We start from the raw sequence: 13,642 nt of genomic DNA on the forward strand, positions 1-13,642 counted from the left end.
GGCCGTGGCCTGGCTGTTGGGTGGGCGTCAGGTTGCGCTCGGGGAGTTGGCTGCCCTGCGCGACTCCGACGCGCAGGGCAGATCCAACCGGTGGTGTCGTTGGTGGCTGCTCGAGATTTCTTCCAGTGACTTGCCCTTGGTCTCGGGCGCCATGAACAGGCAGATAACGAACGCCGCCGCGGTGAGGATCGCGCCGAACAGCATGGTCGTACCGGCGCCGAGGGTGGCGATGCTCAGCGGCAGCAGGTACGTTCCGGTCGCGGCTCCAACCCGGCTGACCGAGATCGCGATGCCGACGGCCGTCGCCCGGAACTCGGTCGGGAACAGTTCGTTCGGGTAGATCCACACCAGGATGCTCGGGCCGCCGGACACGAACGCATAGATGCAGAACATGGCGACGATAAACCACAACCGGCCGCCTGCCCACAACCACAGGCCGGCCAGCGGAATCACCATGATGCCCAACGGAGACACCGCCACCGGGCGCCGTCCGCACCGCTCGACCAAGTACAGCGCGAGGATCGACCCCGCAACGATGAGGCCGATGATGCTGGTCTCGACCATCAAACCCGCCGGCCCGTCTCCCGAAATTGCGAAGCCAGACAAGATCGTGGGCAGGAAGGTGAGCAACGCGTAAAGCGGCGTGACGACAGCCAGGTACAGCGCGCTGCACATGGTTAGCCGGCGCAGGTACTCGCCGCGAAAGTACCCCCGCAGGTCGACCTTCGGCTTTTCGGGAGCGTCGTCGGTCCGCACGAAGCTCACATCGACCGTGATGCCATAGACCTTCTTGATGACCGCTTCGGCGTCGGCGAACCGGCCGGTCTGCACCAGCCAGCGCGGCGACTCCGGGATTCCGCGCCGGAGCAGGATGACGATCATGCCGAGCGCCGCGCTGGTGGCGAGCAGCAGCCGCCAGTGGGCGTTGTCACCTGCCATGTCAATGAACAACGCGCCGACGATGTAGGCGAAGACGGCACCTGCCGACCAGGCGACCGCCGACATGCCGACCGTGAAACCGCGATTCTGCGAGGGCGTGAACTCGGTCAGCAGTGACGTCGCGATCGGATAGTCTGCGCCAATGGCGGCACCGATAACGAAGCGCAGCACGATCAGCTGCCACGGGGCAGTCACGAACACCGACAGGGCGCAGCCCATCACCAACACAACCAGGTCGAGGGCGTACATCTTCTCGCGCCCAATGCGATCGGTGAGAAAGCCAAAGACGCTGGCGCCAAGGAACATTCCGATCAGTGACGCCGCCCCGATGAGCCCCGATTCGGTGGCCGTCGGATTGAGTTGCTTGGCAACCCCGGGCAACGCCACACCGATGATGCTCATCACGTAGCCGTCGAGGAACGGTCCGCCGCAGCAGGCGATCAGGAGCCTGGTGCGGAAGCCGCGCTTGGCCGGCACATCCATCACGTCGACTGGGTTCATCTCGTGTTCGCTACAAGTTCCGGTCGGCGGCGTTGTTGAGGACGGAATAGGCTAGCTGCTCGAGCAGCAGCGCGGCTTCCCTTGGCGCGTCAAGGCTTACGTCCAGCACCTGCTTGGTAATGCTCAGCGCCAACGGCGAATGCACGGCGAGCTCACGCGCGATGGCGGTTGCCTGCTTCACATGCTCACCGGGTGCGGTGATCTCGGTGAGGATGCCCCACTGTTCGGCCTGTCGCGCGTCGAATCGCTTGCCGCGCAATATCAGGTCGCGGGTGCGTCCGGTGCCGAGCATCCGGGCGAGCCGGGTGATGCCGCCCGAGGAAGGCAGGATGCCGATTCCGATTTCGGGGAATCCGAAAACCGCTGCAGGGTCAGCGATCCGGATGTCGGCCGCGAGCGCCAACTCGAGCCCGCCGCCCAGGCAGTAGCCGGTGATCGCGGCGATGGTCGGCTGCCGGAGTTCGGCAAACAGCTGGTACACCGAACCGGATGCTCGGTAATAATCGGAAGTCGCCTGCGGCGTCATTTCGCGCAGTTCGATGACGTCGGCGCCGGCCGAAAACACGGTGTTTCCGCCGGTGATGACCACGGCTCGGCTGGATTCGACCTCGCTGCTGCCCAGCGCGCGCAGCAGCTCGTCCTCCAGGTGCGTGGACAGCGCGTTTTTCTTGCGCTCGTGTCGCAGCGTGACCACCGCAACCTCGTCCTCGCGGGTGACTTCGACGGTTCCGGTGTCGTCGGTCGGCATCAGGGCTAGTTCCCTTCGGCCTGGTACGGGAAAGACAGCAGATTTTCCAGGCCACGCTTTTGTGCCTCGTTCGCGATGACGAGGCGCTGGATCTCGGAGGTGCCCTCCCAGATCCGGTCGACCCGCAGTTCGCGCCACAGCCGCTCGACGGGATAGTTGCGCATGTAGCCCCGGCCGCCGAAGATCTGCACGGCGCGGTCGACGACCCGATTGGACGCCTCCGACGCTGCCAGTTTCACCGTTGAAGCCTTGGCGTGCAATAGCTTTCGCTGGTTGCTGTCGTTCGGGTCGGCCTGATCGAACTCCCAGGCCACCTGGTGGGTGTAGGCGCGGTTAGTGGTGATGTCGACGACGGAGTCGGCGATCATTCCCTGGATCAGTTGCCGGTTGATCAGCGGCTCGCCGCCGTGCATCCGCTCCCGGGCCCAGTCGACAGCGAGCGTGAGAGCCCGCTCGGCGGCACCGATGGTCCTGGCGCCGATCATTAGTCGCTCCTCGGTGAACCAGTCACGGGTCAGTTGGAGTCCGGCGCCGACGCCGCCGAGCACCGCCTCGGGCCCGACGTGCGCGTCGCTGAAGGTGAATTCGGGGTGCTCGTAGACGAAGGTGTGGGTGTAGCGGGGAAGGTTGGTGATCTTTACACCGGGGGTTTCCACATCGACGAGGAACAAGGTGGGCGCGTGCTCTGGTTCGACATAGGCGAGCACGATGAGGTAATCCGCAGCGTCGCCGACGGTGACGAACCACTTCTCCCCATTGATCACATAGCCACCCGTCCCGTCGAGGGTCGCGGTGGTCTTCGCGGCCGAGAAATCCGATCCCGCAGTGGCTTCTGAGATCGCAACGGCGTCGCGCCGATGGCCGCGTGCACTCGGGATGAGGTAGCGCTCACGCTGCTCGGGCGTCGCGTGCGCGAGCGGGTTAGCCGGCCGCCACACGGTGTCCCACAGCGCGTTGGTCAGTTTGCCGAGCTCGTCCTGCACAACGACCTGCTCGAGCACGGTCAGCCCCGCGCCGCCGAACTCGGTCGGCGTGTTGATGGCCTGCAGGCCGGCATCGAGGACCGAGGCTTTGATCGAGGCGTGCGCCTCGGGGCTGAGCCCGTTGTTGCGCTCGCACTCGTCCTCGAACGAGATGATCTTCTCGGTCAGGGCACGCGCCCGCTCCTTGAGCTCGGCTAGCCGTGGGCTATAGGCGAAGTCCATGGTTATGCAGTTCCTTTCGGATGGGGTGGGGACTAGGCCCCGAGTACCATGCGGGCGTCGAGACCGAGTGCACCGTCAGGGGTTACCAGCAGCGGATTGATTTCGAGTTCAGCGATCTCGGGATGCGCGACGGCGGTAGCCGTGATCGCCGCGATGGCGGCGCCGGCGGCGGCAAGGTCAACGGGCGGGCGGCCGCGAACTCCGCGTAATAGTGCAGCGGCCCTTAGGTTTTCGAGCAATCCGCGAGCAGTATCGAAGTCGACTGGAGCCAGCGCGAACGCGACGTCGGCGAGCACCTCGGTGTAGATGCCGCCGACGCCGACCATGGCGACGGGCCCGAACCGCGGGTCACGTTGGACGCCGATGATCAGTTCGACGCCGTTGCGCACGTCGGCCATCGATTCGACGCAGTAGCCTGGGGGATCCAGCGTGTCCTGCATCCGGCTCAGCGCCGCAGCCAGCTCCTCGTCGGTGGCCAGGCCGAGAGCGACGCCGCCCGAGTCGGATTTGTGCAGCAGCCTCATCGCCTTGAGCGCGACGGGATAACCGAGTTCGCCCGCCGCGGCGTGCGCCTCGTCGGCGTCGCGGACCAGTCGAGCGCGGGGAAACGCGACGCCCGCCGCACGGACCAGTTCGCGCGCATCCCAATAGCTTGAACCGGTCACCGGCTGCTCTGGCCTTGCCGGTAGGGCCTGCAACGGCCTGGGTGCGGTGGCGCGATCGAGCACGGCAAGGGTCATGGCGGCGTCTTCGACCGCTGCGAACACCGGAACACCGGCGTCGGAGAGGACGCGCGCGGCCTTGCTTGCACCGCGCATGGTGTGCACGACGACCGGTTTGCCGTGCGCGTGAGCAACATTCGCCATCCGGGCGGCGACGTCGAGCTCCGCGCGGAACAGGCCCTCGCCGTAGTCGCCGTACCCGCCGAAGTAGCCCGTGATCAACACCGAGTCGATGTCCGGGCTGTCCAGCACCGCGTCGAGAACCGAGACGAAGGAGGTGATGTCTTGTTCGCCCGCCCCGGCCAGATCGACGGGGTTGGTCACGCCCGCCGACGGTGGCAGTAGCGACCGCACTACGGTGCTGAGCTCGGCGGCAAACTGGGGCACGGACAACCCGGCGGCCTCGACCACGTCGCAGGCCAGTCCCGCGTGACCGCCGCCGTCGGCGATCACCCCCACCCGGTGCACGGCGTGCCGACCGTAGCTCAGCAGCGTGGCTGCGGTGTCGGCCAGCTGGCGGGGGCTGGCGACGCGATGGATGCCGGCGGCGTGGCAGGCCGCGTCAATGACGGCGGCGTCGGACGTTAACGCGCCGGTGTGCGATTGCGCCCCTCGGATCGACGCCGCGCTGCCGCCGACGGCGAGCAGCAGTACCGGTTTGCCGGCCTGGACCGCCGCCGTGGCCGCCGCGACGAAGGCGCGGCCGTCGCCGAAATCCTCGCAATAGACGGCGATGAGATCGGTGTCGGGATGGTCGACGCAGGATCCGATGAGGTCCGCCGCACCCAGGTCGGCCTGATTGCCGAGTGAGACAAAGCGGGAGAATCCGTGGCCGCGTGCCGTGAGGAAACCGCTGAGCTCCAGCGCCATGTTTCCGCTCTGGGAGAGGAGCGCAATCCGCCCGGGCGGCAACGGGTTTGACGCGAGGGTGAGCGCGGTGCTGGAGTCAAGTACCCCCAGGCAATTCGGCCCAAGCAGCATCGCGCCGGCGGCTCGGACCCGTTCGACAATGCTGTCCTGAAGGGCTCGGCCGTCGGCGCCGAGCTCGGCGAACCCTGCGGTAATACCCACGATCGCGCGGGCACCGGCCGCGAGGGCGTCGTCGACGGCCGCTTCGAAACCGTGCGCGGGGACGGTCACGACCACCAGGTCCACCGGCTCGTTGAGCTCGGCGAGGCTGCGGAGCGCGGGCCTGCCCAGAATCGATTCGCCGCGATGGTTGACCAGGTGGACCGTCCGGGTGTCGCTCATGCGCATCGCCTGCACACTCAGCCAGTTGCCGTACTTTGTCTCGTCATTGCTTGCACCAAGTACCGCAACGCTTTTCGGGTCGAACAGCGCGGTGAGGTCGCGGGTCATGGCTGCACCTGCAGGGGCGGCGCGGGATGGCCGGTGCCCCATGCGTCGGCGCCGCCGTCGACGACGATGGTGGTGCCGGTGATGTAGCGCGCGGCTCGCGAGGCGAGGAAGGCGATCACCCCGGAGACGTCTGCGGCGGTGCCCAACCGCCCGAGTGGAACCGCTGCCTCCCACTGGGCGCGGTCCTCGGCGGTGTAGTTCTGCTGCATGCCCTCGGTGGCGAGGGTGCCAGGCGCGATGCAGATGCTGCGGATGCCGTAGCGGCTCCATTCCAGGGCGAGCCCGGATGCCAGATTTTCCAGCGCTGCCCGCGCCGAGCTGGCGTGCACCATCGACGGAATTCCGCGCCGCGGCGAGAACGCCATGAAGAACACCACTCCAGCGTGCTGCGGGATCATGGCGCGGACAGCAACCTCGCGCGTCACCGACCAGGTGCCGTCGACGGCGAGGCGGTGCACGGCCCGCCAACCTTTGCTGGTGATCTCTTCGGCGGGGGCGGTGAATTGTCCGCCGGCGTTGTTGACAAGGATGTCGATACGGCCGAAGTGCTCAAGTGACTGGTCCACCATCGATGCGACTTGGTCGTCTTCGCGAATGTCGATGGACAGCGCTAGGGCGCGTGAGCCGATCGCTGCTATCTCGGCGGCAGTTTTCTGCAGCGGCTCGAGACGCCGCCCGGCAATGACGATGTCGGCGCCGCTGCGGGCCAGGTCCAGCGCGACAGCGCGTCCGATCCCCGTTCCGCCGCCGGTCACCAGGGCTACCGCGCCGCGGTGAACGTCGGGGCGTAGCACTTGCCCGGCGCCACCGTCGGGAGTTTCGACCTGTATCAACGAGCCCCCTCGCCATGTCTGACTGACGCATCAGTTTTACAGTGGCTCACCGGCCATCCGGCAAGGGACCTGCCTCCAGATCGGTTGTACTAGTCCGCTGCTTCGGCAGGTACTTGCTGCTGACCGCCGGCGATCTGGTCCAAATGCGCTGCCCGAGACGCATCTGGCCGTATCTGACTAGTGCGTTAGATTAATGCCATGTGGTCATTGAGTCAGACGCGAAGGGCTTAGGAGTGGTGAGCCATTTCGGCGAAGACGACAAGCGCACCGCCATCCTGGACGCCGCTGCCGAGCTGATCGCTGAACGCGGCTATCACGCGGTGCGCGTCTCGGACATTGCCGCGATGGTCAACACCAGCACCGGTGCGGTGCACTACTACTTCCCGGGCAAGAGCGAAGTGCTGACCCGGGCTCTGCGTCACGCGGTCGACCGCGCTTTCGATCGGCAAAGCCAGGAGCTGAAGAAGATCGACAATGCTCATCAGCGGTTACTGAAGCTCATCGACATGCAGCTTCCGCGGGTCGGCGCGGTCCGCGATGAGTGGTCGATTTGGATGCAGTTTTGGGCAGAGGCGACGATCCGGCCAGAACTACGGTCCATCCACAACACCTACTATGCGCGGTGGCACGAGACGATGGTGCGCATCGTTCAGCGCGGGCAACGGCAGGGTATCTTTCGTGGCGACGTCGACCCCGAGATGATGGCTCATCGCCTCACCGCGTTGACGGATGGTGCCGCGATCAAGGTGCTGACCGGGGCGTTGAGCATGTCCGTCTCCGCGATGAAAGAAATCCTCGTGCAGTTCGTGCGAGACGAGCTGATCGCCCGCCAGTGACCGTGCCGGTTTCGTGCGAGATGTGGAGCCGATGACGGGAAACGAACCCGCGTAGTCAGCTTGGGAATCGAGGACAAATAGAAAATCCGCAATGCTGCATCGAGACCGGGTCTGGCTACTCCAAGCTTTTGATGCGTGTGCGCAGCATTTCTGCGAGTAGCTCGGTTCGTCGATCATCGAAACCGATTTCTTGGCACCGATCCGGCCAGCTTTGGGCAGCCTCGATGATCTCATCGATCATTCCTGCGGTGGCGCGTTCTCGTAGGCCGAGGCGAGTAGCGGCGTCGACGAAGTTCGTACGCGTGAGTCGGTTGGCCCGACCGTAAAAATTGAGGGCCATTGGATCTTTCCAGGCTTTATAGGGCTGAGTACTAAGCAGGTCATACGCAGGCGTGGGTTGCCACACTCCTCCTGGATTGTATATGGACAAGTTCTTGCCATGGAGGTCGCCGTTGCCGATAATCCATGAGAAGACAACAACTTTGAGGAGTTCCAAGACAGCGATTGCCCGGGACCCGCCACCGCGACCGCATGCGTCTGCAAGTACAGTGATCGCGGTCTCGGTTTTTATTCGGTATTTCGACGCCGGGTACACGCCCGCAATCTGGCATGCGTCTTCTTGCGCTATCCGGTTCGATCCATCGCGGTCGAACCGGGTGACCAGTAGCGCACTGTGACCGGTGGCGTCGTGGATAAGCGAAGTCGTTGCAACCCGTAGACCGCAGGCTGCGGCCATACCCATAAAGAAGTGTTCGTTCTCGATGATTAACGGATAGTCAACGGGGTTGAGCTTGAGGATCGCCGGGCCCGACGTCGTTTGAGTCGGCGTTGACCATGTCGCGGCGCTGACTTTCGGCTGGACACCCGCTAAGCCCACCGGGTCAGCATCGACCGATCCCGTCAGCTTTTTGTAGACCGCATGAAAGTCGTTGTCGCGCTGAGGCTGAAACATGGGAAGCTGCTCAGTGGGTTGGACCCCGGCGGGCAACACCCGGATGTTGCCGATCGTGTCAGCGCCTATCGCGAGCAGTAGGGTGAGGTGATCGTCTGCCGATGTCTTTGTGGAGGACATGACAACGCCGAGTCGGACTCCTTCCGGGAGGAGTCCGGCGAAGAACGGGGCTACGGCACCACCCGTGGTGATTACCGGGTCGTGGTCTCCCGTTCGAAGCAGCGACCAAGAGACCGACTGGTCACGAACACGTGCTTCGGTGACGCGTTCGTTATCGACGTAGTCGAAGCTGATGGAGTCGTCGGTCCGGCGAACCATGGACCCGGCAAGGTGATTGTTGATGTAGACGTCGGCGTGGGTTATTTCGCGTAGGTCCGAACGGGCAGGCGTCGTCATTCGGTCTTGGCGCCCACTTGTATCTGCATGCCGAGTATGTTCGCGATCTCGGCGACAGAGCCAAATTTGATCGACCCGTCACCGCGCTCGAGTGACTGAACGCTTGAGCGGGAGACGCCGGCCAGATCTGCAAGTGTCTGTTGCGTCAAGCGCAGGTCGATGCGGCGGTCTGCAAAGACGCGCCCGATGCGTGCTGTTTCAGGCATAGAAATGTCGGGGTGCGGTCTCGTCCTGCGCGGCCTGGCCATGTCCCTCCCTTATGCTCGGAAAAGCAAGCATAAAACAATGCTACGCTCTCTGAGGAGATCTGGACCGGCTTATGCTTCGAAAGGCAAGCATAAGCTGATGCTGGGCCAGTGAACGGGCCTTGGCGAATCTTATGCTTGGATTATCGCGCTTAAGATCTGATCCGCTGCGACCACGCGAGCCGCCGAGCGTCTCTACGCTCAAGTCTGACCTGGTCAGACTGGAGCCGATGACGGGAATCGAACCCGCGTATTCAGCTTGGGAAGCTGATGTTCTGCCATTGAACTACATCGGCGCGGTTGCTCCGAAAGGCTAGCATCCGCCATCGCGCCGGCCGATAGGCTCCCTGCTGCTCACTGAGCGTGACCTCAAGGCGCCCTTTCCGACTTGGCCGGCTTGGACGCCGAAATGTTGCAGCGCCGACGTGAAAGCGTGGGTAATTTTCTCTGGCACCAGCCGATTAACTCGTTCGTCCTGGTAGACGGGTCAATGCCAGATTTTGACCGGGGGATGTTTATTCTTTCGTGATCTCGTAAAGTGCTCTCCGTGGTTTGCCATAAATTGCCCAGGAACCGACGAAAGTCGTCACTGATGCTGGCTGCAGTCCTCGCCCCGGCTGCCGTGCTCTTAGCAGCGGCGGGAGATGTTCATTCCCTCGCTGCCCGCAACAACGCTAAGCCGGGTGTGGCCGACGTTCCGGCGTGCTGCCTGCAAATCGTGGCAGCAGCTGCGCCCGCGGGCCTGCCCGGGAGCGCGGTGGCTGGGGGTCTCGACGCGGGCCAGCACGCTCGGGCATCGAGGTGGCGGGTCGACAATCACGCTCGGTTTTTGCCTGCTGGGGTCGCACCGGAGCAGGGCCTACAGGTCAAGACCATCTTGGCGGCGCGCGCCATCAGCGCGGCTTTCCCCGCGATACATGAAATCGGTGGTGTGCGACCGGATTCGTTGAGATGGCATCCGGAGGGCTTTGCGATCGATGTGATGGTTCCTAACGCCGGCACCGCCGAGGGCGTCGCGCTGGGAAATGCGATTGTCGGCTTCGTGTTCGACAACGCAACCCGATTTGGGATGCAAGATGTGATTTGGCGCGGCGTGTACTACACACCCGGTGGCGCACAAGCGACGGGGTTCGGCCACTATGACCACGTCCACGTCACCACGACGGGGGGCGGATACCCCACGGGTCGGGAAAACTACCTTCGCTAAGGCGTGGAGCCGGTGACCCGAATCGAACGCACTCAGCGGCAGATACGCTCATCGGGTGCTGCTCTCTGATCGTGACCTCAGGGCCGAAATCACCGCCGGCCGGTTGGGCATCGACCCGTTCGACGACGCCCTGGTGCAGCCGTCCAGCATTGATGTTCGCCTTGACTGCATGTTCCGCGTGTTCAACAACACCCGCTACACCCACATCGACCCCGCGCGGCAACAGGATGAGCTGACAAGCCTGGTCCAACCGGTTGACGGGGAACCGTTTGTGCTGCATCCGGGTGAATTCGTGCTTGGCTCCACGCTGGAGTTCTTCAGCCTGCCCGAGGATCTGGCGGGACGGCTGGAAGGCAAGTCATCGTTGGGCCGGCTGGGTCTGTTGACGCACTCGACCGCGGGCTTCATTGATCCCGGCTTCTCCGGCCACATCACGCTCGAACTGTCCAATGTCGCTAATCTGCCGATCACCCTGTGGCCGGGCATGAAGATCGGTCAGCTGTGCATTTTGCGCTTGACCAGTCCGGCGGAACATCCCTATGGCAGTGCGAGCGTGGGGTCGAAATACCAGGGTCAACGGGGGCCGACGCCATCCCGGAGCTACGAGAATTTCATAAGAACTACTTGACCGCTACGTTCTGGCTGAGTACCGGCAGTGACCTTGCTCGTCCCGCCGGTTCGCCGGTGGTGGCGGCTTCGGGCGGTTTCGGTCACAGGTAAGCCAGCCCGCAGCAGCGAGCTCACAGCCCCGAGCTGGCCGGCGCCCAAACACTGGTTTGGTAAACCGCCAGGATTCTATAAAATCTAGCTAATTCCGGATGATGACGCCTCGCGATGCTGTGGCAACGAACTCTGTGCTCGCCTAGCCAGAACATCGCGTTGTGCAGCGGACATCGGGTAGTACAGCAAACCGGTTTTGAGGACTTGGAGGTGCGGTGGACATTGTGCTTGGTGTGTCTATGGCACCAACGACAGTTCGCATGGTCCTGGTGGAAGGTGAAAGCGCTGGCGGGGTCACGGTTGACCAGGACAACTTCGAAGTCGCTCCCGAATCGGCCGCGGCTACCACGGCGGATCAGGTGGTCGCGGCCATCCTCGGGACTCGGGAAAGTGCGGCCGAGAGCGGCTACCACGTGCAATCGAGTGGGGTGACCTGGACGGATCCCATTGAGGCCGCGGCGCTGCGTGATGCCCTGGCCGTCCACAAGGTCGAGAACGTCATGCTGGTCTCGGTGTTTGTGGCGGCCGCCGCGCTGGCTCAGGCGGTCGGCAGCGCAACCAATTGCGCCCGCACCGCGCTGCTGTTTGTTGAGCCGACCACCGCGACGCTGGCTGTCGTCGACAGTTCCGACGGGGCGATCGCCGATGTGCGTCGGCGGCCGCTGCCCGAGGCCGGCGACGCGGTGGTGGCTGAGCTGGCCGCGATGGTCTCTGGTGTTGCAGCGATGGAAGCTCGCCCGGAGAGCTTGTTCCTGGTCGGTTCTGGCGTAGACATCGCGCTGCTCAAGCCCGCGGTGGAAGCGTCGACATCGCTGTCGGTGACCGTACCTGAGGAGCCGGAGATGGCGTTGGCGCGTGGGGCGGCGCTGGCGTCGGCGAATGCGTCGTTGGGAGCGCCGCCCACAATCGTGATGGCCGCTGCGCAGGATCCCCCTACCGCGTGGCTAAATGTGGATGCGCTCGCCGACCTAGGGGTGGGCGAGCTCGCGTACAGCGCGGTTCCGGATCAGCAGGACGACGGCTACCTTGACTACGGCGCCAGGCACGACGACTGGCGCAGCCGCAACCGTTTTGTCTTCGCCATGAGCGCGTTGGCCGTCGTCGTTGCGGGGGCGGTGGCATTGGCGCTGGTACTGGCGCTCGGAATCCGGCCGCATGCCGAACAGCGGTCCAGTCTTAGCAAGAACGTCGTCGTCCCGGCCAGTCAGGCGCCGGCGTCGAAAATCGAAGTGCCCGCCCCTCCCTCAGCCGTGCCCGCTCCGGTGACTGAGGCGCCGCCGATAGCGCCCGCACCGGCGGCGCCGATCTGGACTCGTCCTCCGCAAGAAGAGCCGCCGTTGCGCCCGCGCGAACACCCTGGCTGGGGCCATCGCCGCCTAGGGCGGGGCCTCTGGCCGTAACACTGGGGGACCTTTGCGTGAGGCCCCGGTCGCCGGAACGCAGGTAAACTGCGGCAATACGGGAATGCCAGGGGCCCACGGCGAGGACGATCGTCTGTGGAGGTAACTAGCTCGCCAAACTATTGGAGGAGCTTTGGACACCGTGCTTGGTGTGTCGATGGCGCCGACGTCAGTCCAGATGGTTCTGGTTGAAGGCGAAAACGGCAACGGCGCCACCATAGATGAAGACAATTTCGACGTCAGCGCTGACGGCGATATGGCATCGGTCAGCGCGGCTGACCAGGTGCTCTCGGCGATCCTGGGGACCCGGGAGGGTGCGGTGGCGGGCGGCTATCAGCTGACGTCGACTGGAGTTACCTGGACGGACCCCGTCGAAGCTGCGGCGCTGCGTGACGCGCTGGTCGCGCACAAGATCGAGAACGTCATGTTGGTCTCGGCGTTTCTAGCCGCGGCTGCGCTGACGCATGCGGTTGGCAACCAAACCAACTACGCGCACACCGCATTGTTGTTCATTGAGCCAGATGCAGCGACCTTGGCGGTTGTCGATACCGCTGACGGGTCCATCGCCGACATTCAACGGCAAGCTCTACCCGAGGACGACGACTCGGCGGTCGCCGAATTGGCCACGATGGTTTCCGGGGTGGAAGCGCTCAAGACGTGCCCGGACGCGGTGTTCGTCGTCGGCTCTGGCATCGACATCCCGCTGATCAAGCCCGCGCTGGAGGCAGCGACGACGCTGCCGTTGACCGCGGCCGAGGAGCCCGATACGGCGCTCGCGCGGGGAGCGGCGCTGGCATCGGCGCACGCACCGCTGTTCTGGTCGTCCACCGCGGCCCGGGCTTATGCGCAGGATCCAGGCACCGGCGGCGTAAACCGGTGTGTACTTGCCCCCGGTTATGTCGACGTCCCCGCCGGCGTGGACGCGGGTGCAGGCGCTCTCGCCTACAGTGCTGTCTCCGACGAGTCGGTCGATGCCTACACCGACGGGCTGACCGCTTCGACCCGCCTAGTAGATCGCGGTGAGCGGAGGTCGTTCACGTTGCTCGGTAGCGCGTTGGCGGCGGTCTTCGTCGTCGGTGTGGCAGCGCTGGTCGTTTCACTTGCGATCAGCATTCGACCGACGGTCGGTGTGCGGCCCGATCCCGGCCAGCAGATGGTGGCCCCTACCCAGCAGCCGACACCGGCAGCTCCCGCCCCGGCGCCTGCTCCGGTTCCCGCTCCGGCGCCTGTTCAGGTTCACGCTCCGGCTCCCGTGCCGGTACCGGCGGCGCCTGCCCCTGCCCCAGTACCGGCGGCGCCCATTCCCGTGCCAGTTCCGGTACCGGCATTACCGCCGATCCTCGGTCCCCCGATGGCGCCGGGCCACGGCGGGTTCCCGGGTGGCGGTCATGGCGGCGGGTTCCCGGGTAGGGGGCACGGCGGCGGGTTCCCGGGCGGGGGCCGCGGTGGGTTCGATATCCCCGGTATCCCCGGCCTGTAGTTCGGCAAATTCCTCGCTAGACCACCTGTCACCTGCCGTTTGCCTGGCGCTCAGCGCCGCGATGCAGTTAGCTCATCGCGGCCACCTACACACAGGTAT

Annotated in this window: 12 protein-coding genes and 1 tRNA gene; 5 read left to right on the forward strand and 8 right to left on the reverse strand. The window is 64.8% G+C overall.

The window, feature by feature from the left end; translation table 11 throughout:
* Nucleotides 1-27: 27 nt before the first annotated feature.
* Genes B586_RS01830 through B586_RS01850 form a run of 5 tightly spaced genes read right to left on the reverse strand, consistent with a single transcriptional unit; the run spans nt 28 to nt 6,268 of the window.
* Entirely contained in the window at nt 28-1,440 is a 1,413-nt protein-coding gene (locus B586_RS01830; protein ID WP_082607476.1) for an MFS transporter, read from the reverse strand.
* A gap of 10 nt (nt 1,441-1,450) precedes the next feature.
* A complete protein-coding gene (locus B586_RS01835) occupies nt 1,451-2,188 on the reverse strand; it encodes an enoyl-CoA hydratase/isomerase family protein (RefSeq protein WP_054878864.1) in 738 nt (245 codons plus the stop codon).
* 5 nt (nt 2,189-2,193) lie between these two features.
* Complete coding sequence (locus tag B586_RS01840) at nt 2,194-3,393, reverse strand: acyl-CoA dehydrogenase family protein (RefSeq protein WP_054878863.1); 1,200 nt, start codon at nt 3,391-3,393, stop codon at nt 2,194-2,196.
* A 32-nt stretch (nt 3,394-3,425) separates the two neighbouring features.
* Nucleotides 3,426-5,474 carry an acetate--CoA ligase family protein gene (locus tag B586_RS01845; protein WP_054880768.1) on the reverse strand — a complete coding sequence of 683 codons (2,049 nt, stop codon included), beginning with the start codon at nt 5,472-5,474 and terminating at the stop codon, nt 3,426-3,428.
* Nucleotides 5,471-6,268, reverse strand: coding sequence for an SDR family oxidoreductase (locus B586_RS01850; protein ID WP_054878862.1), 798 nt, complete (start codon nt 6,266-6,268; stop codon nt 5,471-5,473). The genes B586_RS01845 and B586_RS01850 overlap by 4 nt, the downstream gene beginning before the upstream one ends.
* Before the next feature lie 239 nt (nt 6,269-6,507).
* Between B586_RS01850 and B586_RS01855 the strand changes: the two genes are divergently transcribed.
* On the forward strand, nt 6,508-7,143 hold the full coding sequence (locus B586_RS01855; RefSeq protein ID WP_231584658.1) for a TetR/AcrR family transcriptional regulator: 636 nt from the start codon (nt 6,508-6,510) through the stop codon (nt 7,141-7,143).
* 115 nt (nt 7,144-7,258) lie between these two features.
* Here B586_RS01855 and B586_RS01860 read toward each other — a convergent pair whose 3' ends face one another.
* The 3 genes from B586_RS01860 to B586_RS01870 all read right to left on the reverse strand — a co-directional run bounded on the left by B586_RS01860 (nt 7,259) and on the right by B586_RS01870 (nt 9,032).
* Nucleotides 7,259-8,491, reverse strand: a complete 1,233-nt coding sequence (locus B586_RS01860; RefSeq protein ID WP_054878861.1) for a type II toxin-antitoxin system HipA family toxin — start codon at nt 8,489-8,491, stop codon at nt 7,259-7,261.
* A complete protein-coding gene (locus tag B586_RS01865; protein ID WP_047316745.1) occupies nt 8,488-8,697 on the reverse strand; it encodes a helix-turn-helix domain-containing protein in 210 nt (69 codons plus the stop codon). Before B586_RS01865 ends, B586_RS01860 begins: the two co-directional genes overlap by 4 nt.
* Before the next feature lie 261 nt (nt 8,698-8,958).
* Nucleotides 8,959-9,032: transfer RNA gene (locus tag B586_RS01870), tRNA-Gly, on the reverse strand.
* A gap of 296 nt (nt 9,033-9,328) precedes the next feature.
* On the opposite strand from B586_RS01870, the gene B586_RS01875 reads away from it, so the two are divergent.
* From B586_RS01875 to B586_RS01890, 4 genes are all read left to right on the forward strand, one after another.
* The gene (locus tag B586_RS01875; RefSeq protein WP_054878860.1) at nt 9,329-9,943 is read left to right on the forward strand and encodes a VldE C-terminal domain-containing protein; all 615 of its coding nucleotides are present in this window, start codon (nt 9,329-9,331) and stop codon (nt 9,941-9,943) included.
* Nucleotides 9,944-9,998: 55 nt separating this feature from the next.
* Complete coding sequence (dcd, locus tag B586_RS01880; RefSeq protein ID WP_054878859.1) at nt 9,999-10,571, forward strand: dCTP deaminase; 573 nt, start codon at nt 9,999-10,001, stop codon at nt 10,569-10,571.
* A 307-nt stretch (nt 10,572-10,878) separates the two neighbouring features.
* Nucleotides 10,879-12,063 carry a DUF7159 family protein gene (locus B586_RS01885; RefSeq protein WP_082607477.1) on the forward strand — a complete coding sequence of 395 codons (1,185 nt, stop codon included), beginning with the start codon at nt 10,879-10,881 and terminating at the stop codon, nt 12,061-12,063.
* 133 nt (nt 12,064-12,196) lie between these two features.
* Nucleotides 12,197-13,543: a DUF7159 family protein gene (locus B586_RS01890; RefSeq protein WP_418001113.1), complete on the forward strand. Its 1,347-nt coding sequence runs from the start codon at nt 12,197-12,199 to the stop codon at nt 13,541-13,543.
* Nucleotides 13,544-13,642: the final 99 nt, after the last annotated feature.

Source organism: Mycobacterium haemophilum DSM 44634 (assembly GCF_000340435.2).
GTDB classification, from domain to species: domain Bacteria; phylum Actinomycetota; class Actinomycetes; order Mycobacteriales; family Mycobacteriaceae; genus Mycobacterium; species Mycobacterium haemophilum.

Coding starts and splice junctions, on each gene's coding strand:
- B586_RS01860 (WP_054878861.1), bottom strand. CDS start 8,491: ATGACGACGCCTGCCCGTTCGGACCTACGCGAAATAACCCACGCCGAC.
- B586_RS01845 (WP_054880768.1), bottom strand. CDS start 5,474: ATGACCCGCGACCTCACCGCGCTGTTCGACCCGAAAAGCGTTGCGGTA.
- B586_RS01840 (WP_054878863.1), bottom strand. CDS start 3,393: ATGGACTTCGCCTATAGCCCACGGCTAGCCGAGCTCAAGGAGCGGGCG.
- B586_RS01865 (WP_047316745.1), bottom strand. CDS start 8,697: ATGCCTGAAACAGCACGCATCGGGCGCGTCTTTGCAGACCGCCGCATC.
- B586_RS01830 (WP_082607476.1), bottom strand. CDS start 1,440: ATGAACCCAGTCGACGTGATGGATGTGCCGGCCAAGCGCGGCTTCCGC.
- B586_RS01835 (WP_054878864.1), bottom strand. CDS start 2,188: ATGCCGACCGACGACACCGGAACCGTCGAAGTCACCCGCGAGGACGAG.
- B586_RS01875 (WP_054878860.1), top strand. CDS start 9,329: ATGCTGGCTGCAGTCCTCGCCCCGGCTGCCGTGCTCTTAGCAGCGGCG.